Source organism: Streptomyces sp. ITFR-16 (genome assembly GCF_031844705.1).
Taxonomy (GTDB): Bacteria; Actinomycetota; Actinomycetes; order Streptomycetales; family Streptomycetaceae; genus Streptomyces.
In genome coordinates this window covers 5,857,063-5,882,538 of the sequence record NZ_CP134609.1, presented here as the reverse complement: position 1 = coordinate 5,882,538, position 25,476 = coordinate 5,857,063, and the positions used below count along the sequence as shown (strand labels likewise).

Here is a 25,476-nt window from a genome sequence, read left to right as displayed (position 1 = left end):
TCTCCCCGGCGGCTTCCCACACGTTAGTCCCGTTACGGGTCAGCGCAGCGAGAACACCGCCACGGTGCGACCCGGAACGGTGAAGCTGCCCGAACTCCTCTCGTACGAGGACCGCTTGACGGTAAGATCCGCGCCCGCCGCCTGGACGGGGTGCAGGGCGTAGGACTTTCCGGCCAGCGCGGCGACCTTCTGGGTGGTGGTGCCGGGCGTGGCGTTGAGGACCACCAGCAGCGTGCCGAGCCGCATGGTGATCACTCCCGGCGTCTCGTCCTTGCCGGAGAGCGGGAAGGAGAGCCGGGACTGCACCTGCCCGGCGGTGGCGAGAGCGAAGTCCTTCTCGGTCGCGCGGATGGTGAGCAGGTCGCGGTAGGCGGCCGAGGCGCCGTTGATCTGTGCGCAGCCGGGGCCGATCGCGGGGTTGGTCAGCAGCGGCCTGGCGTAGGACCACTTGGACTCGTTGTCGGCGGCGGGCGGCAGCCCCCGGCCGAAGCCGTTGCCCGCGCGGCAGTCCCAGTGCAGCGCGTTGAACCAGTCGCCGCTGTCGAAGGAGTTGCGGTCCAGCGACTTGGAGCGCAGCAGGTCGCTGCCGGCCTGGGAGAGCGAGGGGCCCTGCGAGAGGGTGGCCGTCGCCATGGCCAGGACCTGCATCCGGGCCCGGTCGGCGGCCGGGGTGCCCGCCGGGAGCTTGAAGGCGAGGGCGTCGTACAGCGTCTCGTTGTCGTGGGCGTCGGCGTAGGCGAGCGCGTCGCCGGGGGCCACGGCGTAGCCGGCCGGGGCTCCGTTGTAGTCGACGCCCGAGCCCTTGACCGTGGCGCCGGAGCTGTCGGTGAAGGTGTAGTCGGCGAGGTTGCCGGTGAGGCCGACCTTGATCAGGTCCTGGTAGTGGAGCAGCCGGGCCTTCTGTTCGACCTCGGTGCCGTTGGCGGTGGAGGTGTTGGGGTCGGTGTAGAGGCCGGTGGCGAAGCCCTGCACGCCGGGGTCCTCGTCGAACGGGCCGCCGCCGCGCACGGCGTCGCGGGCCCGGTCGGAGAAGGTGGCGATGCCGGTGCCGGCCATGTTCTTCTGGGTGGCCTGGACGAAGCGGGCGTCGTCGGCGATCTCACCGAAGTTCCAGCCCTCCCCGTACAGGATGATCTTCTTGCCGTCCACGCCGTCCCTGGCTGCCGTCAGGGCGTCGAGGGCCTTGCGGACGGCCAGGATGTTGGCCTTGGGATGGTGTCCCATCAGGTCGAAGCGGAAGCCGTCGACCTTGTACTCCTTGGCCCAGGTGACGATCGAGTCGACGACGAGCTTGCCCATCATGGTGTTCTCGGGGGCGGTGTTGGCGCAGCAGCTGGAGGTGGCGACGGTGCCGTCCTCCAGGAGCCGCTGGTAGTAGCCGGGCACGATCCGGTCGAGGACGGACTTGTCGTCCTGGCCGGCGGCGACGGTGTGGTTGTAGACGACGTCCATGACGGTCCGCAGACCGGCGCCGTTGAGGCCCTGCACCATCTGCCGGAACTCGACCGTGCGCCGGGTGCCCTCCGGGTCGGAGGCGTACGACCCCTCCGGCACGGTGTAGTGCAGCGGGTCGTAGCCCCAGTTGAAGCCGTCCTTCGCGGCGGCCTTCGCCACGCAGGCCTGCTGCTCGGCGGAGTCGGGGGCGTAGACGGACAGCTCGCAGGCCGGCTTCTGCTGGTCCTTCTTCCTCTCGGGAATGGTGCCGATGTCGAAGGCGGGCAGCAGATGGACGTAGCTGGTGCCGGAGTCGGCGAGCTGCTTGAGGTGCTTCATCCCGTCGGAGCGGGTGTCGGTGAAGGCGAGGTACTCGCCGGGGTGCCGGGAGGTGGGGTCCGCGACGGAGAAGTCGCGGATCTGGAGCTCCTGGATCTGGGCGTCCCGCAGCGGCACGGCGGCGGGCTTGCGCAGGGTGCTCCAGCCCTCGGGCGCGAGCTTCCGGTCGTCGAGGTCGACGACGAGGCTGCGGGCCGAGTCGGTGGTCAGGGCGGTGGAGTAGGGGTCGGTGACCCTGTTGGTGACCATCTTGCGGACGGTGGGCGCCCAGACGTCCACGACGTACCGGTAGGGCTTGCCGGTCCAGTTCTTCTTCCCGGTGACGGACCAGACGCCGGTGCGGTCGTCGCGGCGCATCGGGACGGACCTGCCGTCGAGTTCGAGCGCGACGGTACGGGCGGTGGGCGCCCACACGGACAGGGTGGGCGTGCCGTGCCGGAAGACCGGGCCGAGCGAGGCGGCCTTCGCCCGCGTCCCGTAGAGGTCGTCGAGCACCCCGGCACTCTGCACCCCGGTGGCAGCGAGCAGGGCGCCGTTGGCGGCGCGCTGGGTGGCGATCAGCTGGCCGCGCAGGGCCTCGCGGACCCGGTCCCGGTCACGGGCGTCGACGGTGAAGGCCGGGTAGTCCTTGAGGTGCGGGTACTTCGCCTTCTGCGCGTCGCTCAGCGCGGACGGGGTGAGCCGCAGCCACTGGCCCTCGTCGCTCAGGGCGCCGTCGACGACGGAGATGCCGCCGCTCGATGCGTAGACGAGCTGCTGGCTGGTGGCCTCGGTCGCCTTCACCTTCCAGACCACGGTGCCGGCGTCGATCCACTGGGCCTCGGCCTTGGTGAGGTCGGGAGTGGGGACGGTGCCGGTCTGCGGGAGCAGATAGCCGGCGGTCCCGCCGAGCATCCACACCTCGTGGCCGTACGTGGCCAGGTCGAGCGACTGGTCGCTGGGCAGGTCCTTCTCGTCGCCCCGGTGCAGGATGTAGCTGAGCGAGGCGGCCCCGTCGGTGAGCGGGACCTCGAAGGTGAGGCCGGAGGCGTCCTTCCCGGCCGGCTGGAGGGGCTTGGCCCAGTCGGTGGGCTCCTTGGCGCCGGTCCAGGTGTGCAGGCCCCAGCCGTCGTAGTCACCGTCGGCCCGGTAGTAGTGCAGGACGGCCTTGGAGGTGTCCGGTGCGGGGTAGACGCCTTCGGGGGCGGTGTCCGCCTGGCCGTCCTCCCCCTGTGCGACCCAGACCTGGCCGGTCCTCGCGAGGTCGACGGCGCGCTCCGGCCCGTCGGCGGTGCCGGACTTCTCGACGGTGTACGGGACCGATTCGGCGCCCTCCGGCACCTTGATCCAGGCGAACGCGCCGTACGCGTCGCGCCCGGCGAACTCCGCGGTGGTGTCGCCGGACCGCGCCTGCCAGCCGGTGTAGTCGCCGTCGGCGCGCCGGTAGTGGATGACGGCGTAGTCGCGCTCGACGGCAACGGGCTTCGCCGGGGCGGGCGCCCGTCCGGCGGTGGAGGAGGCGAGCGCGCTCGCGGTGCGCCCGGTGCGGTCGACGGCGACGGCCTTGTACCGCAGGGGTGTTCCGGCCGCCGTGGTGGCGGGGATCGTCTGGGTGACCTTGTACGGCGCGTGGTCGGCGGTGCCGAGGGTGGTCCACTTCCCGTTGCCCGTCTGGGCGGCGAAGACGACCCGGTTGAGCGAGCCGCCGTCCACGTCGGCGGTCAGCTCGACGGTGCCGGTTGCGCCGGCGGCCGGGGCCCTCAGGGTGACGGAGGGCCTGGCGGCCGGGGCGGCGAGGGGCTCGGCGGCGCGGAGCACGATGCTCGACAGGGCCGGGACGGTGACCTCGATCTTCTTGTCGGCGCCGCTGCGGACCGTACCGGAACCGCCGTACAGCGTACGGAAGTCCGTCCGGGCGGACTCGGTGGGCAGCTGGACGGTCCTCGCCCCGGTGCCGTTGTTGGTGGCGACGACGTACTCGTTGCCGAGCCGGGGATCCGTACGGGAGAAGGCGTAGACGGAGCCCTCGGCGTACCGCTCGGTCTGGACCCCGTCGCGCAGCGCCGGGTTCTTCCGGGTCAGCTCGGAGAGGGCGGCGATGGAGCGGTAGACCGGGTGCCCGGTGTCGTAGGCGTCGGAGGCGTGGGTGCGGTCGGTGCCCAGCTCGTCGTCGTCGAGGTAGTCGGCGGTCTTGGAGGCGAACATCGTCTGGCGGGCGTCCTTGTCGCCGCCCGCGCCGGTGAAGCCCTGCTCGTCGCCGTAGTAGACGACGGGGTTGCCCCGGCTGAGGAACATCAGCTCGTTGGCGAGCCGGGCGCGCTTGAGGAGTTCGGCGTCACCGGCCTTCGGGTTGTCCTGCTTCAGGAAGGTGCCGATGCGGCCCATGTCGTGGTTGCCGAGGAAGGTGACCTGCTCGTAGGCGTTGGCCTTGTCGGTGGTGTACCGGTAGTCGTCGCCGAAGACGGCGGCGAGCTTCGAGGCCGGGGCGCCCTGCGAGGCGTACTGGCGGGCCGCTTCCTGGAAGGGGAAGTCGAGCGTCGCGTCCAGCCGCCCCTGGGTGACATAGGGCGAGGTGATCGCGGTGTCGGCGGAGTAGACCTCGCCGAACATGAAGAAGTCCTTGCGCCCGTGCTTCGCGGCGTAGGCGTCCAGCGCGGTGGCCCACTGGGTCCAGAAGTCCAGGTCGACGTGTTTGACGGTGTCGATCCGGAAGCCGTCGATGTCGAAGTCCCTGACCCACTTCTCGTAGATCTTCTCCATGCCGGAGACGACCTCGGGCCGCTCGGTCCACAGGTCGTCGAGCCCGGAGAAGTCGCCGTACGTGGTGGACTCGCCGGCGTACGTCGAGTCACCCCGGTTGTGGTACATCGTGGGGTCGTTGAGCCAGGACGGCGTCTTGCCGCCGCCGGCCACCGGCTTGTACGGGAAGGCGTCGGCGTCCACCTTCGCCATGCCCGCCGCGTCGTCGAAGGGACGGCCGTCCCGGTCGAGGTAGGGGTGGGCGCCCTTGGGCCGGTAGCCGTACGTCTTCTCGGCGTAGTCGACGGTGTCGGCGGTGTGGTTGGTGATGACGTCGAAGAAGACCTTCATGCCCTTGCCGTGGGCCTTGTCGATCAGCTTCGTCAGGTCGGCGTTGGTACCGAAGTGCGGGTCGACCTGGGTGAAGTCGGTGATCCAGTAGCCGTGGTAGCCGGCCGACGCGTCCTTGCCGGTGCCCTGGACGGGCCGGTTCCTGAAGATCGGGGCGAGCCAGATCGCGGTGGTGCCGAGCCCCTTGATGTAGTCGAGCCTGCTCGTCAGCCCCTTGAGGTCGCCGCCCTGGTAGAACCCCTTGTCGGTGGGGTCGTACCCGGTCTCCAGCCGGGAGCCGGTCAGCCCGCCGCGGTCGTTGCGGGTGTCGCCGTTGGCGAACCGGTCGGGCATGACGAAGTAGAACTGCTCACGGGTCAGATCGTGCCGGGCGGCCTCGGCCGCCAGCCTGCCGTCCGACGGTGCGGCGGGCGGCCTGGCCGCGGCGGCGGGCAGCGCGGGCACGAGGGCCGCGCACAGGGCGGCCGCGACGACGGCGGTGGCCGTTCTTCTCGCGGGCACGCGCGGGGACGGACGTATCACTCGGGCTCTCCTCGAAGGGGTGCGGGTACGGGTGCGGAGCCGGACGGGCGGAATCCGGCCCGTCCGGCTCACAGGGGAAGGGGGGTCAGTTCCGCCAGACGTCCGCCGTCAGCGCCACCTTGCCGGAGGCGGGAACGGTCGCCGTGCGGTTGGCACCGCTCTCCCAGGTGACGTTGCCGCTCGCGTCCTTGCGGATGTACTTGTACGCGAACGACGTACCGGCGGGCAGGCTCACATCGAGCTTCCAGACGGGGTACGCGGCCGGGTCCAGCTTCAGTGCGGCGGCCGGGTTCCAGCCGCCGAGGACGGACCGGTCGCCGGTGACGTAGATGTTCTGGCCGGGCTGGGTGGTGGCGCTGACGCCGAAGGAGGCACCGGAGGTGCCCGTCCCGGGGTCGGCCGGGTCCGTCGGTCCTGCGCCGCAGGTGCGGGCGCCGGTGTGCAGGGCCAGGGCGGTGCCGGCACCGAGGGTCGCGGTGAACCGGCCGGAGCCGTCGACCGTGACGCCCCTGCCGGACTGGACGTCGCAGTAGTCGCCGGCGGGCAGCGAGGTCTGGAACGTCCGGGTCAGCGAGGAGCCCTCGTGGTTGATCGCGACATAGGCCTTGGAGCCGCGCCCGAAGGCGATCCGGTCGCCGCCGTCGTCCCACCAGTCGGTGACGCCCTCACCGCGTGCGGTGTTGCGGAAGCCGACCATGGAGGAGATCTCGCGCCAGGCGTGCTGGCACTTCCAGCCGTCGCTGTAGCAGGCGTTCACCGTGCCGCCGTTGGGCGGGCCGGCGTCCTTGTCCGTCCACTCGTAGCCGGAGTGGACGTCGGGCGAGCCGTAGGGCCACGCCAGCATGAACACGCTGGCGAGCGTGTAGGTGGCGCCGTCCTTGTAGTTCAGCGTGTCGCCGCCCCGCTCGGTGTCGTGGTTGTCGACGAACACCGCGGCCTTCGAGGAGGGCATGAAGCCCCATCCCTCGCCGAAGTTCCTCAGGTTGGCGAGGTTCTCGTTGTTGAAGACCTGCTTGAGACTGCGGGCGTAGCGGAACTCCTGGACGTCCCCGTTCCCGGTGTACTCGTCGGGCGAGACGGCCTCGCCCGCGCCGTGGATGGCCTCCTGCTTCCAGTAGGCATCCGGGTTGCTCAGCCGCGACTTGATGTTGGCGAGGTCACCGGCGGGCATGTGCTTGGCCGCGTCGATGCGGAAGCCGTCGACGCCCAGCGAGAGCAGGTCGTCGAGGTAGCCGGCGATCCTGCCGCGTACGTAGTCCTCACCGGTGTCCAGGTCGGCGAGCCCGACGAGCTCGCAGTTCTGGACGTTGGCGCGGTCGCCGTAGTTGCTGATCTGGGAGGTGCAGTCGTCCATGTCGTACGAGGAGTACAGCCCGGGGTAGTCGTACTTCGTGTACGGGGTGCCGCCCGTGCCGGTGCCCGAACCGCTGGTCATGTGGTTGATGACCGAGTCCGCGACGACCTTGACGCCCGCGCTGTGGCAGGCGCCGATCATGCGGGCGAAGGACGTGCGGTCGCCGAGCCGTCCGGCGATCCTGTAGCTGACCGGCTGGTACGAGGTCCACCACTGCCCGCCCTGGATGTGCTCCTGGGGCGGTGAGACCTGGACGAAGCCGTAACCGGCGGGACCGAGGGTGTCCTTGCACGCCTGGGCGACGGAGTCGAACTTCCACTCGAACAGGACGGCGGTGACGTCCTTGGCGCCCGGGGCGGCGGCCTCGGCGTGCGTGGCGGGGACCACGAGGGCGGCGGCGCCGGCGAGCAGTGCGAGCGCGGCAGACAGGGGTCTGCGTGCCATGTTTCCTCCTGCGGTGGGGGAAATGCGGGTGACCGTGCAGCCTCATACGGCAACGCGCCCTGCCCTCAAGGCTCCTGAAGGTTCTTGCTGCAAGAATGCAAACCTTGCCGCGGGGAGACCGTACGAGCCCGGCAGGGCGTGGTCAACCCTTTGGACACGACCCGCTCATATCCTGCTCACACCCACGAAATACCGAGGATTTCTTCCTGCAAGGACTTACGCAAGACATTGCAGCGCTGTTACGTTTCTCCCGACTCCGGTCCGGTCGGCCGGGGGTCCCGTTACCCCGGGCCCCACGCGCCCGGCCGGCCGGGCCGGTCACCCACGAGAGAGGCGCCGGGAGTCACACTCCCCGCCGGCCCGCCCGGGCCGACCCCCGGCGCCTCTCCCGGGTGTGGCCGCCCCCGACCCCGGCCCGCAGCCGGGCCGTTCCCGGGCCGCGACTAGGCTCGCCCCCATGTGGCCAGGACAGCAGTCGCACCCCGAACAGCCGAACACGCCGGGCACACACGGCGGTTCGGACCCCGTACAGCCCGGCCCGGGCAGCCCCGACTGGCACGCCGCCCCCACGCTCGGCATGAGCGCCCCCGAACCGCCCCGCCGCAACCGGACCACGGCCGTCGTGGTCTCCGCCGCCGCGGCGGTCGTCGTGGCCTGCGCGGCGGTGGGCTACCTGGCGCTGCGCGACGACGGGAACGGCGAGGCCCGTCCGCAGCCGTCGCCGACCGCGCCGGCGAGCGCCGACGGCACGGACCGGGGCGCGGCCGGCGGCGGTTCGGGCCCGCTCGTCCCCGGCTGGAAGACCGTGGTCAACGCCGAGCGCGGCATCACCTTCGACGTGCCCGACTCCTGGGCGCGGAAGGCCGCGAGCTGGGTGAGCTACGTCGCGGAGAACGACGACCCCAAGGAGAAGCCGCTGGTCGGGATGATGGCGCCGGCGGTCCTCCAGGAGAAGTGGTGCACGTCCGACGACGACAAGGACGGCACCCAGGACGACTACGCGCTCGCCTCGACGGGCACCACAGGGGAGCAGGGCTCCCGGAGCGCGGCCGAGGCCGCCGAGGACACGGCCGAGACCTGGGTCTACGGCCTCTACACCCAGCCCGACCGCTCGCGCCTCACGGTCGGTGAGCCCGAGTCGTTCCGGACGAAGACGGGCGTCGAGGGCAGCCTGGTGACCGTCACCTCGTCCGGGACACCGAAGAAGGGCAAGTGCGACACCGACGGCAAGGCGGTGACGTTCGCCTTCAAGAATGCGGAGGGCGAGTTCGTCTCGTGGACCTACGTCGGGGCGCACGGCGTCCCGGACGAGGTGCCCGACGCCACGATCCGCCAGATCCTCGGCACCGTACGCCTCTACAAGCAGGGCGACGGCCAGGACTGAGCGGGTGCGGGGCCGGCCCCCCTCCGGCCGGCCCCGCGCCCGTCCTCGTCAGGGCGTCACGGGCTCCGCAGCGCCGCCGTCGAGCCCCGGACGACCAGCTCCGGCTGGAACACGTACTCCGTGCGCTGCACGGGACTTCCGCCGATCTCCTCCAGCAGCGCGCCCACCGCGGCCGCCGCCATCGCCTGCACGGGCTGGCGCACGGTGGTCAGCGGCGGGTCGGTGAACGCGATGAGCTGTGAGTCGTCGAAGCCGACCACCGAGACGTCGCGGGGCACATCGAGTCCCCGGTCCCGGGCCGCGCGCACCACGCCCAGCGCCATCAGGTCGCTGCCGCAGACGATGCCCGTGCACCCCCGGTCCAGCAGCGCACCGGCCGCCACCTGACCGCCCTCGACGCTGAACAGCGTGGAGCACACCAGGAGTCCGGCCTCGGAGCGGTCGAGCCCCAGCAGCGAGACCGCCGCGTCCACGAAGCCGTCCCGCTTGCGGCGGGAGGGCACATAGCGCTGCGGTCCGATGGCCAGGCCGACCTTGCGGTGGCCGAGTTCGGCGAGATGCCCGACGGCCATCCGCACGGCGGCGGTGTCGTCGGGCGAGACGAACGGTGCGCTGATCCGCTCGTTGTAGCCGTTGATGAGCACGAACGGCACGCCCCGGTCGGTCAGCGCGGCATAGCGCGCCGGGTCGGCCGAGGTGTCGGCGTGCAGCCCGGAGAGGAACACGATGCCGCCGACGCCCCGTTCGACGAGCTGCTCGACGAGCTCGTCCTCGGTGGCGCCGCCGGGCAGTTGGGTGCAGAGCACCGGGGTGTAGCCGTGCCCGGCGAGCACCTGCTCCACGGACTGGGCGAACGCCGGGAAGATCGGGTTGGTGAGCTCGGGCGTCACCAGTCCGATCAGCCCGGCGCTGCGCTGCCGCAGCCGTACCGGGCGTTCGTAGCCCAGGATGTCGAGCGCCGCGAGCACCCGCTGACGCGTGGTGTCCGCGACGCCCGGCTTGCCGTTGAGCACCCGGCTGACGGTCGCCTCGCTGACGGACGCCTGGCCGGCGATGTCCGACAGTCTCAGCGCGCCGCCCGTGCCGGGGCCCCGCGGCAGGGGAACACTCACACCGTCCACCACACCGTGGTGTCAACGGGCAGCTCGATCGTGTCACCGTCGACGGCCACCGGGGAGCTGGCCAGCAGGACGGTGCCGTACGCGGGGACCCGGACCGGGGCGCCCGTGGTGTTGACCGTGCAGACGAAGCCCGGGCGGCCGAGGACCAGCACCCCCTCCGGGGCGTCCAGCCACTCCACCGCGCCGCCGGCGCCGAGCCCGGGGTGGGCGCGGCGGGCGGCGAGCGCGGCCCGGTACAGCTCCAGGGTGGAGCCGGCCGCACCGGTCTGGGCCTCGATGCTCATCTCGCCCCAGCCGGCGGGCTGCGGGAGCCAGCTGCCGCCCGCGCCGAAGCCGTACGAGGAGCCCTCGCGGGTCCACGGGATCGGGACGCGGCAGCCGTCGCGGAAGCCGTCCTGGCCCTCGGCCCGGAAGAACGACGGGTCCTGGCGCGCCTCGTCGGGCAGGTCGGTGACGTCGGGCAGGCCGAGCTCCTCGCCCTGGTAGACGTAGGCGGAGCCGGGCAGCGCCAGCATCAGCAGACTGGCGGCCCGGGCCCGGCGCAGACCCAGCTCGCGGTCGCCCGCGGTGCGGATCTGGGTGCCGAGGCCGGCCGGGTTGGCGAACCGGGTGGCGTGCCGGGTGACGTCGTGATTGGAGAGCACCCAGGTGGTGGGGGCGCCGACCGGGCGCATGGCGTTCAGCGAGGTGTCGATGACCTCGCGCAGCGCGGTGGCGTCCCAGTCGGTGGCCAGGTACTGGAAGTTGAAGGCCTGGTGCATCTCGTCGGGGCGCACGTAGTTGGCGGTGCGCTCGACGGTCGGGGTCCAAGCCTCGGCGACCGCGATCCGCCCGCCCGTCGCCCGCCCCCGCCCTTCTGCGGAAGGCTCTGCGGGCCCCATCGTATCGGGGTACTCGTCCAGGATGACGCGCCAGCTCCGGTAGATCTCGTGCACCCCGTCCTGGTCGAAGAACGGCATGACATCGTTTCCGAGCAGCTTGAGCTGGTCGTGCGTGCCGAGGTCGGGCAGTCCCTCGGCCTTGACGAGGCCGTGCGCCACGTCGACCCGGAAGCCGTCGACGCCCATGTCGAGCCAGAAGCGCAGGATCGAGCGGAACTCGTCGGCGACGGCCGGGTGCTCCCAGTTGAAGTCGGGCTGCTCGGGCGCGAAGAGGTGGAGGTACCACTCGCCGGGGGTGCCGTCCGGGTCGGTGGTACGGGTCCAGGCCGGGCCGCCGAAGATGGACTCCCAGTCGTTGGGCGGGAGTTCGCCGTCCGCGCCCTGGCCGGGGCGGAAGTGGTAGCGGTCGCGCAGCGCGGAGCCGGGGCCCTCGGCGAGTGCGCGCTTGAACCACTCGTGCTGGTCGGAGGAGTGGTTGGGCACCAGGTCGACGATGATCCGCAGGCCCAGCTCATGGGCGTCGCGGATCAGGGAGTCGGCGTCCAGCAGGGTGCCGAACATCGGGTCGATGGCCCGGTAGTCGGCGACGTCGTAGCCCGCGTCGGCCTGCGGGGAGGCGTAGAACGGGCTGAGCCAGACCGCGTCGACACCGAGGTCCTTGAGGTAGGGAAGTCTGCTGCGTACGCCTGCGAGATCGCCCATGCCGTCGCCGTTGCCGTCGGCGAAGCTGCGCGGATAGACCTGGTAGATCACCGCGTCCTGCCACCAGCCGGTGCGGTGGCCCGGGGCGTCGTCGGACGTGCCGGTGGAGGGGGCAGCGAGGTGCTGGGTCATGTCGTCCCTGGGGTGTCTGGGTGGGGAGTGGCGCCGGGACCGGGTCGGGATGCCGGCGCCACCGTGACTGGTGCGTGCGGGTCGTACGGCCGTGCTGTCGTGGAGCTCAGCCCTTGACGGCTCCGGCGGACATGCCGGTGACGAGGTGCTTCTGCGCGAACAGGAAGACCAGGGCCGCGGGTATCGCGATGAGCACGGACGCGGCGGTCATCGGACCCCACTGGGCCCCGTACCGGTTGACGAACAGCTGGAGTCCGCCCGCGAGCGTGAGATTGTCCTCGCCGACCATGAAGGCGGAGGCGTACGCCACCTCGCCCCAGGCGGTGATGAAGGAGTAGAAGGCGGTGACGGCGAGACCGGGCTTGGCCAGCGGCAGGATCAGCCGCCAGAACGTGCCGAACGGGGTGAGGCCGTCGACCTGGCCCGACTCGTCGATCTCGCGCGGAATGGTGTCGAAGAAGCCCTTCATCATCCAGGCGCAGAACGGCACCGAGATGGTGAGGTAGGTGATGACCAGTCCGGCGGGCCTGTTGAGCAGACCCATGGTCGCCATGATGTTGTAGATCGGCACGATGAGGACGGCGACCGGGAACATCTGGGTGATCAGCAGCGTCCACATCAGCCCGCGCTTGCCGGGGAAGCGGAAGCGGCTGACGGCGTAGCCGGTGGAGGCGGAGACGATCACGCCGAGCAGGGTGGTGAGCCCGGCGATGAGCAGCGAGTTGCCGAACCAGGTGAGGAACTTCGTGTTCTGGAGCAGGTTCGTATAGTTCTCGAGCGTCGTCTCTTTGAAGAAGTCCGTGGTGGTGGCGTACGCGGCGGGCTTCAGCGAGGTGAGCAGGACCCACAGCACGGGGAAGACCGCGATCACGGACGCGACGATCAGCGTCAGGTGGAGCGCGGTGGAGGCCAGCGGCGAACGCTCGCCGCGCAGCCGGACCTTGGGCGCGGAGTGCCGCGCGGGGGCGGGTGCCGTGGTCACCAGTCATCTCCCTGGGTGCGGAGGACTCGCCGGTAGACCGCGGCGAAGACCATCAGGAGTACGAGGATCAGCACGCCCCAGGTGGAGGAGAGCGCGAAGTCGCGCGGGCTGATCTCGAAGGAGAACTTGTACGCCTGCGTCACCAGGATCTGGGTGGCGTCGCCGGGTCCGCCGCCGGTCAGCAGGAAGATCACCGGGAACATGTTGAAGGTCCAGATGGTGGAGAGCAGGATCACCGTCGTGGAGACGGGGCGCAGTCCGGGCAGCGTGATGTGGCAAAAGCGCTGCCAGGCGGTGGCGCCGTCCATCTCCGCGGCCTCGTACTGCTCACCGGCGATGGACTGGAGCCCGCCGAGGAGGGCGACCATCATGAACGGCACGCCGAGCCACACGTTGACGGCGATGACGGAGATCTTCGCCCAGGTGGGGTCGTTGAGCCACGGGATGCCGTCGAAGCCGGCCCCGGAGAGGATCTTGTTGAGCAGCCCGCGGTCCTCGTTGTAGAGGAAGCGCCAGGCGAAGACGGAGACGAAGCCGGGGATGGCCCAGGGCAGGATGAGCGCCATCCGGTAGGCGGAGCGCCCGGCGATCCGGCGGTTGAGGATGTTGGCGAGGGCCATGCCGAGGCCGAAGGTGATGGCCACGCAGGAGACCGTCCACACCAGGGTCCAGCCGAGCGTGCCGAGGAACTCGTTGCCGGTGAGCACATCGGTGTAGTTGTCCGCCCCGACGAACTTGTACGTCGCGGGAATGTGGTTGACGCCGATGGACCGTTCGACGTTGCGCTCGGTGGCGTCGGTCAGCGACAGGTAGATGCCGCGTACCAGCGGGTACCCGATGATCACGCCGATCACGATCACGACGGGGGCGACCATGGTCCAGGCGTACCAGTGGGTCGACAGGGCCCGCCGGAGCCTGCTCGGGGGCGGGGGGTTGCCAGTACCGCGGCTCCGGCCGCGGGCGACGATGTCGTCGCCCGCGGCCTTCGCCACCGACTGGCTGGTGTGGACAGCCATCAGCCGGCCTGCCTTCCTGGGTTACTTCCAGCCATCGAGGAGCTTGCGGTAGGAGTCGCCGGTCGTCTTGACCGCCTTCTCCGGGGAGGTCTGGCCGGTGAGGACCTTGGTGTACTCGGTGACGAGCGGCGCGAAGAGGCTGCCGGTCTCCGGGATCCAGGGGCGCTCGACGGCACTCTCGACGACCGGCTTGAAGAACCCGACGATCTCGTTGTCGACGACCGGCTCCTCGGCGTAGGCGGAGGTACGGGTCGGCAGGAGGTTGAGCTCCTTGGTGACCTGGGCCTGCGTCTTGACGGAGGTCATGTAGTCGACGAAGGCGTAGGAGGCCTCGAGGTTCTTGGAACCGGCGTAGACGGCGAGGTTGTGACCGCCCTGCGGGGCACCCTGGGCGGCGGAGCCGGCCGGGACCGGGGCGACGCCCAGGTTGGCCTTGTCCTTGAACTCCTTGCCGGTGTAGGTGTCGGCGACGGCCCACGGGCCGTTGATCATCATCGCGACCTTGCCGTCCTTGAAGGACGACTGCATGTTCTCCCAGCCGTCCGTCGCGTCGGTCTTGGCGGCGCCGGAGTCGACCAGGTCCTTGACGACAGTCATGGCCTTGACGCCGGCCGCGTTGTCGATGGTGACCTTCTTGTCGGCGGCGTCGACCATGTCGCCGCCCTCGCCGTAGAGGAAGGACAGGAACCAGTACGCGTCGTCGCCGCGCAGGTAGAGGCCGGTCTTGCCGGTCTTGTCCTTGATCTTCTTCGACACGGTCTTCAGCTCGTCGACCGACTTCGGGACCTCGACGCCGGCCTCCTTGAAGATCTTCTTGTTGTAGAAGATGCCCATGGAGTCGATGACCTGCGGCACGGCGAAGGTCTTGCCGTTGTACTTGGTGGACGCGGCGGCCTGCTTCAGGAAGTCGCTCTCCTTCTGGAGGGCGGGGGTGCCGTCCAGCGGGGCGAGGTAGCCGAGGTCGGCGAACTCGGGCGTCCAGGCGACCTCGGAGCGGATCACGTCGGGGGCACCGGCGCCGGACTGGGCGGCGTTCTTGAACTTGTTCTGCGCGTCGCCGAAGGGGACGTTGACGTACTTGACGTCGACCTTCGGGTGCTCCTTCTCGAAGCCCTCGGCGATCTTCTTGAAGACCTTGTCCTCGCTGCCCGCGGTGGAGGTGTCCCACCACGTCACGGTGCCGGAGAGCTCGCCCGAGCCCTTGCTGGGGCTGTCGGACTTGTCGTCATCGCTGCCGCAGGCGGTCGCCGCGAGCGCCAGGGCCGCGACCAGGGCGGTGGCCGTTATGCCACGTCGCATCTGAACTCCTTCAACTGCCGTACCGCTCCGTCGCGGCGCCGGGTCGACGTGAACGTAACAAGGATGAAAGAAGGCCGAAAGACTTTGCGGAAGATTTCTGCAAGCCCCGGCGATCGTTACATTCGCGTGTCCTCACGGTTGCCGTCAAGCCTCTTGACGAAAGTCCTCGGACCCTGCCAGGCGCAGGCCACCACCCATGATTCCGCAGTGCGACGATCCGACCGCAGCCCGCACACCGGTCCCGCAAGACCTTGCAAGACATTGCCGGAGCGGCCCTGGAGCGGCCCTCGGCGGGCGGTCGCGCGCGCCCCACGTCCGATTCCTGTGCATGGTGGGCAATCCGACCCGCTCCCGGTACAGTCCAGTCCCATGACCGCACGGCTTGCCGATATCGCAACTCAGGCGGGGGTCAGCGAAGCGACGGTCAGCCGTGTACTGAACGGCAAGCCCGGGGTAGCCGCTGCCACCCGCGAATCCGTCCTCGCCGCGCTCGACGTCCTCGGCTACGAACGGCCCGTACGTCTGCGCCGGCGCAGCGCGGGGCTCGTCGGCCTGATCACGCCCGAGCTGGAGAACCCGATCTTCCCGGCACTGGCCCAGGTCATCGGCCAGGCGCTGACGCGGCAGGGCTACACCCCGGTGCTGGCCACCCAGACGCCCGGCGGCTCCACCGAGGACGAGCTGACCGAGATGCTGGTCGACCGGGGCGTCTCCGGGATCATCTTCGTCTCCGGACTGCACGCCGACACCTCGGCCGACATGCAGCGCTACGAGCAACTGCGCGCCCAGGGTGTCCCCTTCGTCCTGGTGAACGGTTTCTCCCCCAAGGTGCAGGCGCCCTTCATCTCGCCGGACGACCGGGCCGCGATGCGGCTGGCGGTGACGCATCTGGTCTCGCTGGGCCACACCCGGATCGGGCTGGCGGTCGGCCCGAAGCGCTTCGTGCCGGTGCTCCGCAAGATCGAGGGCTTCCACGCCACGATGCGGGAGCAGTTGAACCTCACCTCGGACGAGGTCGAGGAGCTGATCCAGCACTCCCTGTACACGCTGGAGGGCGGCCAGGCGGCTGCGTCGGCGCTGATGGAGCGCGGCTGTACGGCGGTGGTGTGCGCGAGCGACATGATGGCGCTGGGCGCGATCCGGGCCGCCCGCAGGCTCTCCCGGGAGGTCCCGCGCGATCTGTCGGTGGTGGGGTACGACGACTCGCCGCTCATAGCGTTCACCGACCCGCCGCTGACCACGATCCGGCAGCCGGTGACGGCGATGGGCCAAGCCGCCGTGCGCACGCTCCTGGAGGAGATCGGCGGCACACCCGCCCCGCACAGCGAGTTCGTCTTCATGCCGGAACTCGTCGTGCGCGGCTCCACCGCCGCGGGCCCCGGGCAGGACGCGGCCGGGCCCTTCCCTCCCGTCCAAGGATCCCACGCCCAGCGGTAGTCCGCAGGACGTGCAACCCGCTCCCGACCGGAGGATCATCGGGCGGAGGGGGCAAATCTGGCAGACTCTGTGCCTATGGGTGAATTGAGCGTGAAACCACAGGAAGGCCGTACGGAGGCCACCCCGTCACCCATCGTGAACGAGGCGGCTCCCGAGGCGAACACGCAGCAGACCGGCGGCGCGCACCGCACCCGCAGACTGCTCGACCGCACCCTTTCAGGGCTGCGGGCCCCGCGGTCTCCCCGGCGGCCTCGCCTCTGGTTCGAAATCCTGCTGATCGCGGTCAGTTACTGGCTGTACTCGCTGGTGCGCAACGCCGTCCCCGAGCAGAAGACCGCCGCCCTGGCCAACGCCGACTGGCTCTGGTCGGTCGAGCGCTTCATGGGCATCGCCGTGGAGCAGTCGGTCAACCACGCGGTGAACTCGGTGACATGGCTGATCGTGTCGATGAACTACTACTACGCGACCCTGCACTTCGTCGTCACCATCGGTGTGCTCGTCTGGCTGTTCCACCGCCACCCCGGCCGCTACGCGGCGGCCCGGCTGGCCCTCTTCGCGACCACGGCGGTGGCACTGCTCGGCTACTACCTCTACCCGTTGGCCCCGCCGCGCCTGATGAACGGCGGCCACTTCATCGACACCGTCATGGTCCACCAGACCTGGGGTTCGATGGCCTCGGGCAACTTCAAGCAGATGTCGAACCAGTACGCGGCGATGCCGTCGATGCACATCGGCTGGTCGCTGTGGTGCGGCCTGACGGTCTTCGCCCTGGCCTCCGCCCCCTGGGCGCGCATCCTGGGCCTGCTGTACCCGGCGGTCACGCTGATGGTGATCGTGTCGACGGCGAACCACTTCTGGCTGGACGCGGTGGGCGGCATGGCCTGCCTGGCGTTCGGTTACGCGGTGTCGTACGCCTGGTACGGAACGCTCCCCCACCACCTCCCGAAACGCATCCCGCCGAAGGCGGGGAGGCCTGCCCGCCTCCGAGCCCTCGGGGCACCCCGCGAACCGGCGGCAACCCGCCACTGACCCCCCGGGGCCTCCCCCACACACGGCTCAGCCCCCGTAGAAGCGCTCCTCGACAACACCCCGCGCCCGCCGCGTGACCCGGCGGTAGTCGTCCAGCATGTCCCCGACGTGCCCCGGCTCGTACCCCAGGTACCGCCCCACCGCGGTCAGCTCGCGCGGCCCCGAGGGGAACGTGTCCCCGGGCCGCCCGCGTACCAGCATCACCGCGTTCCGCACCCGGGTCGCCAGGACCCACGCCTCGTCCAGGGTCTGCGCGTCCTCCCCCGGGATCAGCCCCGCCGCACACGCGGCGGCCAGCGCCTCCCGGGTGCGGGTCGTCCGCAGCCCCGGCTGCGCCCAGCCGTGCCGCATCTGCAGCAGCTGGACCGTCCACTCGACGTCGCTCAGCCCGCCGCGCCCCAGCTTCGTGTGGAGCGTGGAGTCCGCGCCGCGCGGCAGCCGCTCGGACTCCATCCGGGCCTTCAGCCGCCGGATCTCACGGACCGCGTCCTCCCCGAGCCCCTCCATCGGATACCGCAGCGGGTCGATCAGTTCGATGAAGTCGCGCCCCAGGTCCAGGTCGCCCGCCATCGGCTCGGCGCGCAGCAGCGCCTGGCTCTCCCAGACCAGCGACCAGCGCCGGTAGTAGGCCTCGTACGACTTCAGGGTCCGCACCAGCGGCCCGCTCTTGCCCTCGGGCCGCAGGTCCGCGTCGATGATCAGCGGCGGGTCGGCGGTGGGCAGCTGGAGCAGCCGGCGCATCTCGGCGACGACCCGGTTCGCGGCCCGGCTCGCCTCCTGCTCGTCGACGCCCTCGCGCGGTTCGTGGACGAACAGGACATCCGCGTCGGAGCCGTATCCCAGCTCGTGCCCGCCGAAGCGGCCCATGCCGATCACGGCGAACCGGGTGGGCAGGGTGTCGCCCCACTCCGCGCGGACGGCGGCCCGCAGCGCGCCGGCGATGGTGACGGCGTTCAGATCGGTGACGGCGCTGCCGACCCGGTCCACGAGCGCGCCGGGGTCGGACTCGGCGGGGCTCTCCTCCGTGCCGTACGAGCCGATGAGGTCGGCGGCCGTCGTCCGGAACAGCTCGCGCCGGCGCACGCCGCGTACCACCGCCACGGCCGATTCGGCGTCCTCCGCGCGCCCGACGGCGGCCAGCACCTCCTGTTCGAGGTGCCGGCGCCTGCGCGGCTTCAGGCCCAGGGGGTCGCCGAGGATCGCGACCGCCTCGGGGGCGCGCAGCAGCAGGTCGGGGGCGAGCCGGCCGGCCGACAGGACCCGGGCGAGATTCTCGGCGGCGGCGCCCTCGTCGCGCAGCAGGCGCAGGTACCAGGGCGTCTTGCCGAGTGCGTCGGACACCTTGCGGAAGCCGAGGAGCCCGGCGTCCGGGTCGGCGGAGTCCGCGAACCAGCCGAGCAGCACCGGCAGCAGGGTGCGCTGGATGGCGGCCTTGCGCGAGACCCCGGAGGACAGGGCCTCCAGATGCCGCAGGGCGGCCGCCGGGTCCTCGTAGCCGAGGGCTTCGAGGCGGTGGGCGGCGGCCTTCGTGCTGAGCCGGGACTCACCGGGCGCGAGCTGGGCGACGGCGTCCAGCAGCGGCCGGTAGAACAGCTTCTCGTGCAGCCGGCGGACGACGGAGGCGTGCCGTTTCCAGGCCTGGTTGAGCTCGGTGACGGGGTCCGCGCGCAGGCCCAGCGAGCGGGCGAGGCGCCGCAGGTCGGGTTCGTCCTCCGGGACGAGGTGGGTGCGGCGCAGCCGGTAGAGCTGGATGCGGTGCTCCATGGTGCGCAGGAAGCGGTAGGCGTCGTCCAGCTGGACCGCGTCCACCCGCCCCACGTACCCGCCGTCGGCCAGCGCGCCCAGCGCCTCCAGGGTCGATCCGCTGCGCAGGGTGGCGTCGGTACGGCCGTGCACGAGCTGGAGCAGCTGGACGGCGAACTCGACGTCCCGCAGCCCGCCGGGCCCGAGCTTGATCTCGCGCTCGACCCGGTCGGCGGGGATGGTGTCGATGACCCGGCGGCGCATCTTCTGCACGTCGGGGACGAAGTTCTCCCGGTCCGCGGCCTGCCAGACGAGGGGCGAGACGGCCTCGACGTACTCGGCACCCAGCTCGGGGTCGCCGGCCACCGGCCGGGCCTTCAGGAGCGCCTGGAACTCCCAGGTCTTGGCCCAGCGCTGGTAGTAGGCGAGGTGCGAGGAGAGCGTGCGCACCAGGGGGCCGTTGCGGCCCTCGGGGCGGAGGTTGGCGTCGACGGGCCAGATGGTCCCCTCGACGGTCGTGTCGGAGCAGATCCGCATGAGGTGGGCGGCGAGGCGGGTCGCGGCCTGGATGGCCTTGCTCTCCTCGGCGCCGTCGGCGGGTTCCGCGACGAAGATGACGTCGACGTCGGAGACGTAGTTCAGCTCGTGGCCGCCGCACTTGCCCATCGCGATGACGGCGAGCCGGCACTGCGCGGCGTCGGCGGGCGCGGCCGTACGCGCGATGGCGAGGGCGGCGCGCAGTGTGGCGGTGGCCAGGTCGGCCAGTTCGGCGGCGGTCTGGACGAGGTCGGTCGTGCCGCACACGTCGCGGGCCGCTATCGACAGCAGGCACCGCCGGTAGCCGACGCGCAGCGTGTCCGGGTCGTCCGCGCCGGCCAGTTCGTGTTCGAACTCGGCCACGCCGGGGTGCAGGTCGACGGCCTCGTACGTGACGAGCGCCTGCCAGTCGCGCGGGTGGCGGGCCAGGTGGTCGCCGAGCGCCTCGGAGGCCCCCAGCACCCCGAGCAGCCGGTCCCGCAGGGGCTTGGCGGTGACGAGGGTGTCCAGCAGGATCTGCCGCTCGTCGGCCTCCTCGGCCTCGACGAGCCGGACCAGGCCGCGCAGGGCCAGATCGGGGTCGGCGGTGGCCCCGAGGGCTTCGAGCAGGACGGGGTCGGAGCGCACGGAGGACAGGTCCGGCAGCTCGAGCAGCCGCTCGGCCGCGGACGGATCGGTGAAACCGTGCCGCAGCAGTCGGGTGAAGGTGCTGCTCCTGCGCCCCGGCAACGTCGTCATCCGCGTTCTCCTGCTCGCCGCCCGATCACCTTCCAGCCTTCCGAGCCTAGCCCGGTACCGATGAATTCGGAGCGCGGGCGGAGTCCGTACTTCGCAGGCAGGATCGCTTTCAGGACCCGACCGGGGGGCCCCACCATGACCGCAGACGAACCGGCCGCCGAGCTGGATGCCCGCTACAGCAGTCCGGGCGCACGGCCCGGCGCCTGGGCCGAGGCCCAAGAGCTGCTGACCGGGGCCGAGCTGTACTGGCTGAGTACGGTCCGCCCGGACGGCCGCCCGCACGTCACCCCCCTGATCGGTGTCTGGTGGCAGGACGCGCTGCATTTCTCCACGGGCCCCGAGGAGCGCAAGGCCCGCAATCTGGCGGGCAACCCCGAGGTCGTCCTGATGACCGGGACGAACGCCTGGTCGGCGGGGACGGACGTGGTGGTGGAGGGCCGGGCGGAGCGTGTGACCGACGAGGACCGGCTCGTGCGTCTCGCCCGCGCGTGGGAGGAGAAGTACGGGCCGGTCTGGCACTTCGGCGTGGCCGACGGGGCGTTCGTGGGCTCCCTGGACAACCGGGCCCATGTGTTCGCGGTGTCCCCGCGCACGGTCTTCGCCTTCGGCAAGGGCGACCCGTTCACCCAGACCCGCTGGCGCTTCGCCTGAGCCGGCCGGGCGGGCGGGCGTCTCAGGACGCGGGCAGGGTTCCGATGACGACGGTGGCGTACAGCTCGTCGGAGGTCACGACGCGCGGGGCGAGCCCGCTGCCGCCGACGGTCCGCGCGGCCGTCTCCGCCTGCCGTTCGCTCGTCTCGACCAGCAGACTGCCGCCGGGGGCCAGCCAGCGCGGCGCGTCGGCGGCCACCCGCCGCAGGACGTCGAGGCCGTCGCCGCCGCCGTCGAGCGCGACCAGCGGCTCGTGGACGCGCGCCTCGGCGGGCAGCAGGGCGACATCGCCGGTCGGTACGTAGGGCACGTTGGCGAGCAGCACGTCGACGCGCCCGCGCAGTCCGGCGGGCAGGGGGGCGAAGAGGTCGCCCTCGTAGACACGGCCGAGGCCGCCGACGTTGCGCCGGGCGCAGCGCACGGCGGCGGGTTCGACGTCGGACGCGTGGAGTTCGACGTCCTCCAGCGCGGTGGCGAGGGCGGCGCCGAGCGCGCCCGAGCCGCAGCAGAGGTCCACCACGACGGCCGGGCTCGGCGCCAGGCGGACCGCCTGGCGGATCAGGAACTCGGTGCGGCGGCGGGGGACGAAGACCCCGGGGTCGACGGCGATCCGCAGCCCGCTGAACTCGGCCCAGCCCAGGACGTGTTCGAGGGGGTGGCCGGCGACGCGCCGCTCGACCATCGCGGAGAGGTCGGCGGGCCCGGTGGCGGTGGCGGCGATCAGGTCCGCTTCGTCCTCGGCGAAGACGCAGCCGGCGGAGCGGAGGGCGGTGACGAGGGAGGACAGGGCGGGCGGTGACAACGGGACGGGCATCGGGCGGAGCCTTTCGGAGGAATGCCGAGGGGTGCTCCGCGGCCGGTCACATCCGGTCGGCCACGCCGTCATGAAGGGGGGTGAGCACCCTGCCTGCTACAGCGGTAATGGGTCCCACCTCCTTCGCTGCGTCCCCGTACGGGGATCTTCGTCGCGCCTTACGTCCCCGTGCGGGGAGGCGCCACACTACCCCAGCGGGGCTCCGGGCCCGGCCCGCCGGCGCTCAGCGCTTGCCGGGCCGCCAGTCGTTGCCGCCGTCGATGAACCGGTTGTGCACGGCGATCGAGGTATTGGCGGCCCTGATGTTCCGTATCTCCGCGCTGTGGTGGCGTTCGTTCTGCTGGCCGTCGAAGTTCTCCGTACGGCGTCTTCGCTCCTTCAGCGTGAGTCTCACGATCAGGAAGACGATCGTCCCCACCAGCACGCCGAGCACAGCCAGCACCTCGGTCATCGGTCCCCCGTCCGCAGCCTTTTCGGCTGTCATTGTCAGTGACCGGACAGGACGGGTCCACCGGAATACCGGGGTCCGCCGGGCTCACTCCTCGGTGGGTACGCAGAGCACCGGCACCCTCGACAGATGGAGGAGCTTGTGCGGGGTGGAGCCGAGGAGGGCCCCGCGCATCGGGCTCTCGCCCCAGCTGCCCACCACGATGACGCGGGCCCCGTGCCGTTCGGCGGCCTCGATCAGCGCCTGGGCCGGGCTGCGGTCGATCACCTCGACGACGGCCTCCACCCCTGCCTCGCGGGCCTCCGCGAGCGCCCGCTCCAGCCCCGAGCGCCCGGCCTGGCGGACGGCGTCGTAGGCGGCGTGGTACTCCTCGCCGGTGGGGCCGGGCGGCGCGGCCCCGTAGACCAGGACCAGCGGCTCGCCGTACGCGGCGGCCACCTCGATCGCGATGCGCAGGGCGCGGGCGGCGCCGGGCGACTCGTCGTAGCCGAGGACCACGGACATCTCAGCGCTCCTTGCCGTGGACGAGTCCCGGGTCGACCACGCCCCGGCGCTCGGCCCAGAAGAGGGGTGCCCGCAGCCGCCACACCACCATGAGCACCACACCGGCCAGGCTGATGGCGATGCCGATGACGAGCGGCGGTCCGAGGCCGAACCAGGAGCTGCCGCTGTAGGAGTTGGCCGGGTCGGACATGTCGATCACCGACCGCACGAGCAGCCAGGTCAGCAGCCCGGCCCCGACCACCGGCCCGAGGCCGATGAGCAGGAAGCTCCGCACGTTCTCCGTCAGATGGCGGCGGTAGTAGATCGCGCAGGCCACCCCGGTCAGGGCGTAGTAGAAGGCGATCAGCAGGGACAGGGCCGTCAGCGAGTCGAAGAGTGCGTTCTTGCTGATCTGGTTGACGACGAGGTACCAGGCGATGGCGATGGCGGCCACCCACCAGGTGCTCACGTCGGGGGTCCGGAACCGCGGGCTGATGTGGCCGAAGTGCGCCGGCAGCGCGTGCCTCCGGGCCATCGACAGGGCGGTGCGGGAGGCGGGGATGATCGTGGTCTGGGTCGAGGCGATGGCGGAGGTGGCGACCGCGAGGAGCACGATCCAGTCCCAGCCGCCCATCACCTCGCGGGCGAGCAGCGCGAAGATGAACTCCTCCTCGTCGGCGTTCTCGGCGAGGTACGCCGTACCGGCGAAGGCGACGACCGCGAAGCCGACGGACAGGTAGGTCACCAGCAGGATGACGGTGGACCACACCCCCGCCTTGCCGGGGGCGGTCGCGGAGTCCTCGACCTCCTCGGTGAGGTTGACCGCGGACTCCCAGCCCCAGTAGATGAACACGCCCAGCAGCAGCCCGCTGGTGAGGGCCGCGCCACCCGCCCCGAACGGGTTGAGCCAGCTGACCGAGGGGTGGATGGAGTCGAACGAGGTGGTGCCCGCGTAGACGCGGTAGAGCGCCACGATCACGAAGACCAGCAGGAAGACCACCTGCGCCAGGATCAGCGCGTTCTGCACCTTGGCCGACAGCTCGGTGCCGATGACGCACAGGCCCGTCATGACCAGGATCAGGACGACGGTGAGCAGTTGGCGCACGAAGGTGTTGTCGGCCCAGCTGTCGAGCCCGACGGCCAGCAGCCCGAAGCTGACGGCGACGTCCGCGAGGGACCCCACGACGAGCACCCCGGTCATCGTGATGGCCCAGCCCCCGAGCCATCCGCTCCAGGGCCCCATCGAGCGGGTCACCCAGGAGAACGTGGTCCCGCAGTCCTGGTCGACCTTGTTGAGGTAGTAGAACGCCGAGGCGATGAGGAGCATCGGTACGAAGGAGGCGAAGAGCACTCCGGGGGCGTAGATGCCGACGAGCGCGACGATCGGCCCGATGACGGCCGCCACCGAGTACGCCGGGGAGGTGGCGTTCAGCCCGATGACGAGGGCGTCGACGAAGCCGATCGCATCGGGCTTCAGGGTGGCCGGCCGCGCGGGTGCGGCCGGCTCCCCGCCGAGGTCCTTCGCCATGTGCCCTCGCTCAGTTCAGGACCGCAGGGGTAACCGGAATATGCGTCCTCATGCTAGGCAGACACCACAAAGTACGCATATCCACGGCACCCGGAGGAGGGGCATCGCCGGACGTGCGCACGCCCGGCCGTCACTCACTGCTCGCGCAGCCCCCAAGGGGCGCCGTACTCCCCCAGCAGATCCAGGAAGGGGCGCGGCGGCAGGGCTTCGGGGCCGAGCACCCCGCTGCCGCTCCACACCCCGCCGGCGACGAGTTCCAGGGCGGCGACCGGATTGATGGCGGTCTGCCAGACGACGGCCTGGGAGCCGTACTCCCGCATCGACCACTGGTTGTCCACCACGTGGTAGAGGTACACCTCCCGGGGCTGCCCGTCCTTGACACCCTTGACCCAGGTCCCGGCGCAGGTCTTGCCGTGCATCCGGTCACCGAGGCCCGCCGGGTCGGGCAGACAGGCGGCGACGACGTCACGGGGCGAGACGGCGGCCTTCCCGAGGTCGCTCGCCACGGACACGGGCTCGGTCCGGTCGAGGCCCAGCATGTGGAGCGTCCGGAGCACCCCGATGAACTCGTCGCCGAGGCCGTACTTGAAGGTGACCCGCCCGGCCTTGAGCCAACGGGGTACGAGAAGCACCTCCTCGTGCTCCACGTTGACGCACTCGACGGGCCCGATGCCCTCGGGGAAGTCGAAGACCTCAGGCTCGCTGAAGGGGGCTGTGGTGTACCAGCCGCGCCCGCTCTCGTACACGACGGGCGGGTTGAGGCACTCCTCGATGGTCGTCCAGATGCTGAAGGACGGCGCGAAGTCGTAGCCGTCGACGGTCAGGTTCGCCCCGTCCCGGATGCCGATCTCCTCGATCTCGTCGAAGAGCTCGTCGGAGGCGTACCGGGCGAACACGTCGGACAGCCCGGGCTCCACGCCCATGCCCACCAGCGCGAGCCGCCCGGCGGCCTCCCACTCGGCGGCCCGCTCGAACTGCGCGTCCCCGAGCTTGACCCCGCACTCCTCGTACGGACGGGAGGGATGCGGCCGGGACAGGGACATGGCCATGTCGAGATAGTGCGCGCCATGACCGAGCGCCGCCTCGAACAGGGGCATCACGAAGCGTGGATCGGTGGCATTGAGCAGCACGTCGCAACGGTGCTCTTCGAGGGCCGCGGTCACGGCGCCCTGGTCGGAGGCGTCCAGCCGCGCGGCGCTGAACCTCTCGCCCCGCTCCCCCAGGGCGGCGACGGCGCTCTCGGCCCGTGCGGGGTCGTAGTCGGCGACCACCATGTGCTCGAAGAACGCCCTGCGGGCGGCGATCCGCGTGATCGCGGTCCCCACCCCTCCGGCTCCGACCAAGAGGACACGCATGGAGGACCACTCCTTCACCGGCAGCACGGGGGGC

At 71.2% G+C, this 25,476-nt stretch carries 17 protein-coding genes; 4 read left to right on the top strand and 13 right to left on the bottom strand.

The genetic code is table 11. The annotated features are described in order from the left end of the window. Positions 1–39: 39 nt before the first annotated feature. Positions 40–5,364, bottom strand: a complete 5,325-nt coding sequence (pulA, locus tag RLT58_RS26020; RefSeq protein WP_311312783.1) for a pullulanase-type alpha-1,6-glucosidase — start codon at positions 5,362–5,364, stop codon at positions 40–42. Positions 5,365–5,449: 85 nt separating this feature from the next. Continuing rightward, positions 5,450–7,162, bottom strand: coding sequence for a carbohydrate-binding module family 20 domain-containing protein (locus RLT58_RS26015; protein WP_311312782.1), 1,713 nt, complete (start codon positions 7,160–7,162; stop codon positions 5,450–5,452). A gap of 577 nt (positions 7,163–7,739) precedes the next feature. On the opposite strand from RLT58_RS26015, the gene RLT58_RS26010 reads away from it, so the two are divergent. Beyond that, a complete protein-coding gene (locus RLT58_RS26010) occupies positions 7,740–8,546 on the top strand; it encodes a DUF8017 domain-containing protein (protein WP_399131958.1) in 807 nt (268 codons plus the stop codon). Between the two features lie 56 nt (positions 8,547–8,602). On the opposite strand, the gene RLT58_RS26005 is transcribed toward RLT58_RS26010, so the two are convergent. The 5 genes from RLT58_RS26005 to RLT58_RS25985 all read right to left on the bottom strand — a co-directional run bounded on the left by RLT58_RS26005 (position 8,603) and on the right by RLT58_RS25985 (position 14,679). Continuing rightward, entirely contained in the window at positions 8,603–9,670 is a 1,068-nt protein-coding gene (locus tag RLT58_RS26005; RefSeq protein ID WP_311312780.1) for a LacI family DNA-binding transcriptional regulator, read from the bottom strand. Further along, on the bottom strand, positions 9,655–11,382 hold the full coding sequence (locus RLT58_RS26000; protein ID WP_311312779.1) for a glycoside hydrolase family 13 protein: 1,728 nt from the start codon (positions 11,380–11,382) through the stop codon (positions 9,655–9,657). Before RLT58_RS26000 ends, RLT58_RS26005 begins: the two co-directional genes overlap by 16 nt. A 106-nt stretch (positions 11,383–11,488) precedes the next feature. Beyond that, positions 11,489–12,367, bottom strand: a complete 879-nt coding sequence (locus tag RLT58_RS25995; protein WP_399131957.1) for a sugar ABC transporter permease — start codon at positions 12,365–12,367, stop codon at positions 11,489–11,491. Beyond that, on the bottom strand, positions 12,361–13,380 hold the full coding sequence (locus RLT58_RS25990) for a carbohydrate ABC transporter permease (protein WP_311312777.1): 1,020 nt from the start codon (positions 13,378–13,380) through the stop codon (positions 12,361–12,363). Before RLT58_RS25990 ends, RLT58_RS25995 begins: the two co-directional genes overlap by 7 nt. A gap of 21 nt (positions 13,381–13,401) precedes the next feature. Then, positions 13,402–14,679: an extracellular solute-binding protein gene (locus RLT58_RS25985; protein WP_311312776.1), complete on the bottom strand. Its 1,278-nt coding sequence runs from the start codon at positions 14,677–14,679 to the stop codon at positions 13,402–13,404. Positions 14,680–15,048: 369 nt separating this feature from the next. On the opposite strand from RLT58_RS25985, the gene RLT58_RS25980 reads away from it, so the two are divergent. After that, entirely contained in the window at positions 15,049–16,116 is a 1,068-nt protein-coding gene (locus tag RLT58_RS25980) for a LacI family DNA-binding transcriptional regulator (RefSeq protein WP_311312775.1), read from the top strand. A gap of 135 nt (positions 16,117–16,251) precedes the next feature. Further along, a complete protein-coding gene (locus RLT58_RS25975; RefSeq protein WP_311314653.1) occupies positions 16,252–17,145 on the top strand; it encodes a phosphatase PAP2 family protein in 894 nt (297 codons plus the stop codon). A gap of 27 nt (positions 17,146–17,172) precedes the next feature. Here RLT58_RS25975 and RLT58_RS25970 read toward each other — a convergent pair whose 3' ends face one another. Further along, the gene (locus RLT58_RS25970; protein ID WP_311312774.1) at positions 17,173–20,163 is read right to left on the bottom strand and encodes a bifunctional [glutamine synthetase] adenylyltransferase/[glutamine synthetase]-adenylyl-L-tyrosine phosphorylase; all 2,991 of its coding nucleotides are present in this window, start codon (positions 20,161–20,163) and stop codon (positions 17,173–17,175) included. Positions 20,164–20,298: 135 nt separating this feature from the next. Here RLT58_RS25970 and RLT58_RS25965 point away from each other — a divergent pair, with 135 nt between their 5' ends. After that, positions 20,299–20,814 carry a pyridoxamine 5'-phosphate oxidase family protein gene (locus tag RLT58_RS25965; RefSeq protein WP_311312773.1) on the top strand — a complete coding sequence of 172 codons (516 nt, stop codon included), beginning with the start codon at positions 20,299–20,301 and terminating at the stop codon, positions 20,812–20,814. A gap of 22 nt (positions 20,815–20,836) precedes the next feature. On the opposite strand, the gene RLT58_RS25960 is transcribed toward RLT58_RS25965, so the two are convergent. From RLT58_RS25960 to RLT58_RS25940, 5 genes are all read right to left on the bottom strand, one after another. Next, positions 20,837–21,628, bottom strand: coding sequence for a putative protein N(5)-glutamine methyltransferase (locus RLT58_RS25960; RefSeq protein ID WP_311312772.1), 792 nt, complete (start codon positions 21,626–21,628; stop codon positions 20,837–20,839). Between the two features lie 223 nt (positions 21,629–21,851). Next, positions 21,852–22,079, bottom strand: coding sequence for a hypothetical protein (locus RLT58_RS25955; protein ID WP_311312771.1), 228 nt, complete (start codon positions 22,077–22,079; stop codon positions 21,852–21,854). An 84-nt stretch (positions 22,080–22,163) separates the two neighbouring features. Beyond that, complete coding sequence (locus RLT58_RS25950; protein ID WP_311312770.1) at positions 22,164–22,580, bottom strand: universal stress protein; 417 nt, start codon at positions 22,578–22,580, stop codon at positions 22,164–22,166. 1 nt (position 22,581) lies between these two features. Further along, entirely contained in the window at positions 22,582–24,087 is a 1,506-nt protein-coding gene (locus RLT58_RS25945) for an APC family permease (protein ID WP_311312769.1), read from the bottom strand. Positions 24,088–24,221: 134 nt separating this feature from the next. Continuing rightward, positions 24,222–25,442, bottom strand: a complete 1,221-nt coding sequence (locus RLT58_RS25940) for a saccharopine dehydrogenase family protein (RefSeq protein WP_311312768.1) — start codon at positions 25,440–25,442, stop codon at positions 24,222–24,224. Positions 25,443–25,476: the final 34 nt, after the last annotated feature.

Excerpts from the sequence above, each read along its gene's own strand:
- RLT58_RS26015 (WP_311312782.1), bottom strand. The coding sequence starts at position 7,162 with ATGGCACGCAGACCCCTGTCTGCCGCGCTCGCACTGCTCGCCGGCGCC.
- RLT58_RS26010 (WP_399131958.1), top strand. The coding sequence starts at position 7,740 with ATGAGCGCCCCCGAACCGCCCCGCCGCAACCGGACCACGGCCGTCGTG.
- RLT58_RS26000 (WP_311312779.1), bottom strand. The coding sequence starts at position 11,382 with ATGACCCAGCACCTCGCTGCCCCCTCCACCGGCACGTCCGACGACGCC.
- RLT58_RS25990 (WP_311312777.1), bottom strand. The coding sequence starts at position 13,380 with ATGGCTGTCCACACCAGCCAGTCGGTGGCGAAGGCCGCGGGCGACGAC.
- RLT58_RS25985 (WP_311312776.1), bottom strand. The coding sequence starts at position 14,679 with ATGCGACGTGGCATAACGGCCACCGCCCTGGTCGCGGCCCTGGCGCTC.
- RLT58_RS25980 (WP_311312775.1), top strand. The coding sequence starts at position 15,049 with ATGACCGCACGGCTTGCCGATATCGCAACTCAGGCGGGGGTCAGCGAA.
- RLT58_RS25970 (WP_311312774.1), bottom strand. The coding sequence starts at position 20,163 with ATGACGACGTTGCCGGGGCGCAGGAGCAGCACCTTCACCCGACTGCTG.
- RLT58_RS25965 (WP_311312773.1), top strand. The coding sequence starts at position 20,299 with ATGACCGCAGACGAACCGGCCGCCGAGCTGGATGCCCGCTACAGCAGT.
- RLT58_RS25960 (WP_311312772.1), bottom strand. The coding sequence starts at position 21,628 with ATGCCCGTCCCGTTGTCACCGCCCGCCCTGTCCTCCCTCGTCACCGCC.
- RLT58_RS25955 (WP_311312771.1), bottom strand. The coding sequence starts at position 22,079 with ATGACCGAGGTGCTGGCTGTGCTCGGCGTGCTGGTGGGGACGATCGTC.
- RLT58_RS25950 (WP_311312770.1), bottom strand. The coding sequence starts at position 22,580 with ATGTCCGTGGTCCTCGGCTACGACGAGTCGCCCGGCGCCGCCCGCGCC.
- RLT58_RS25945 (WP_311312769.1), bottom strand. The coding sequence starts at position 24,087 with ATGGCGAAGGACCTCGGCGGGGAGCCGGCCGCACCCGCGCGGCCGGCC.
- RLT58_RS25940 (WP_311312768.1), bottom strand. The coding sequence starts at position 25,442 with ATGCGTGTCCTCTTGGTCGGAGCCGGAGGGGTGGGGACCGCGATCACG.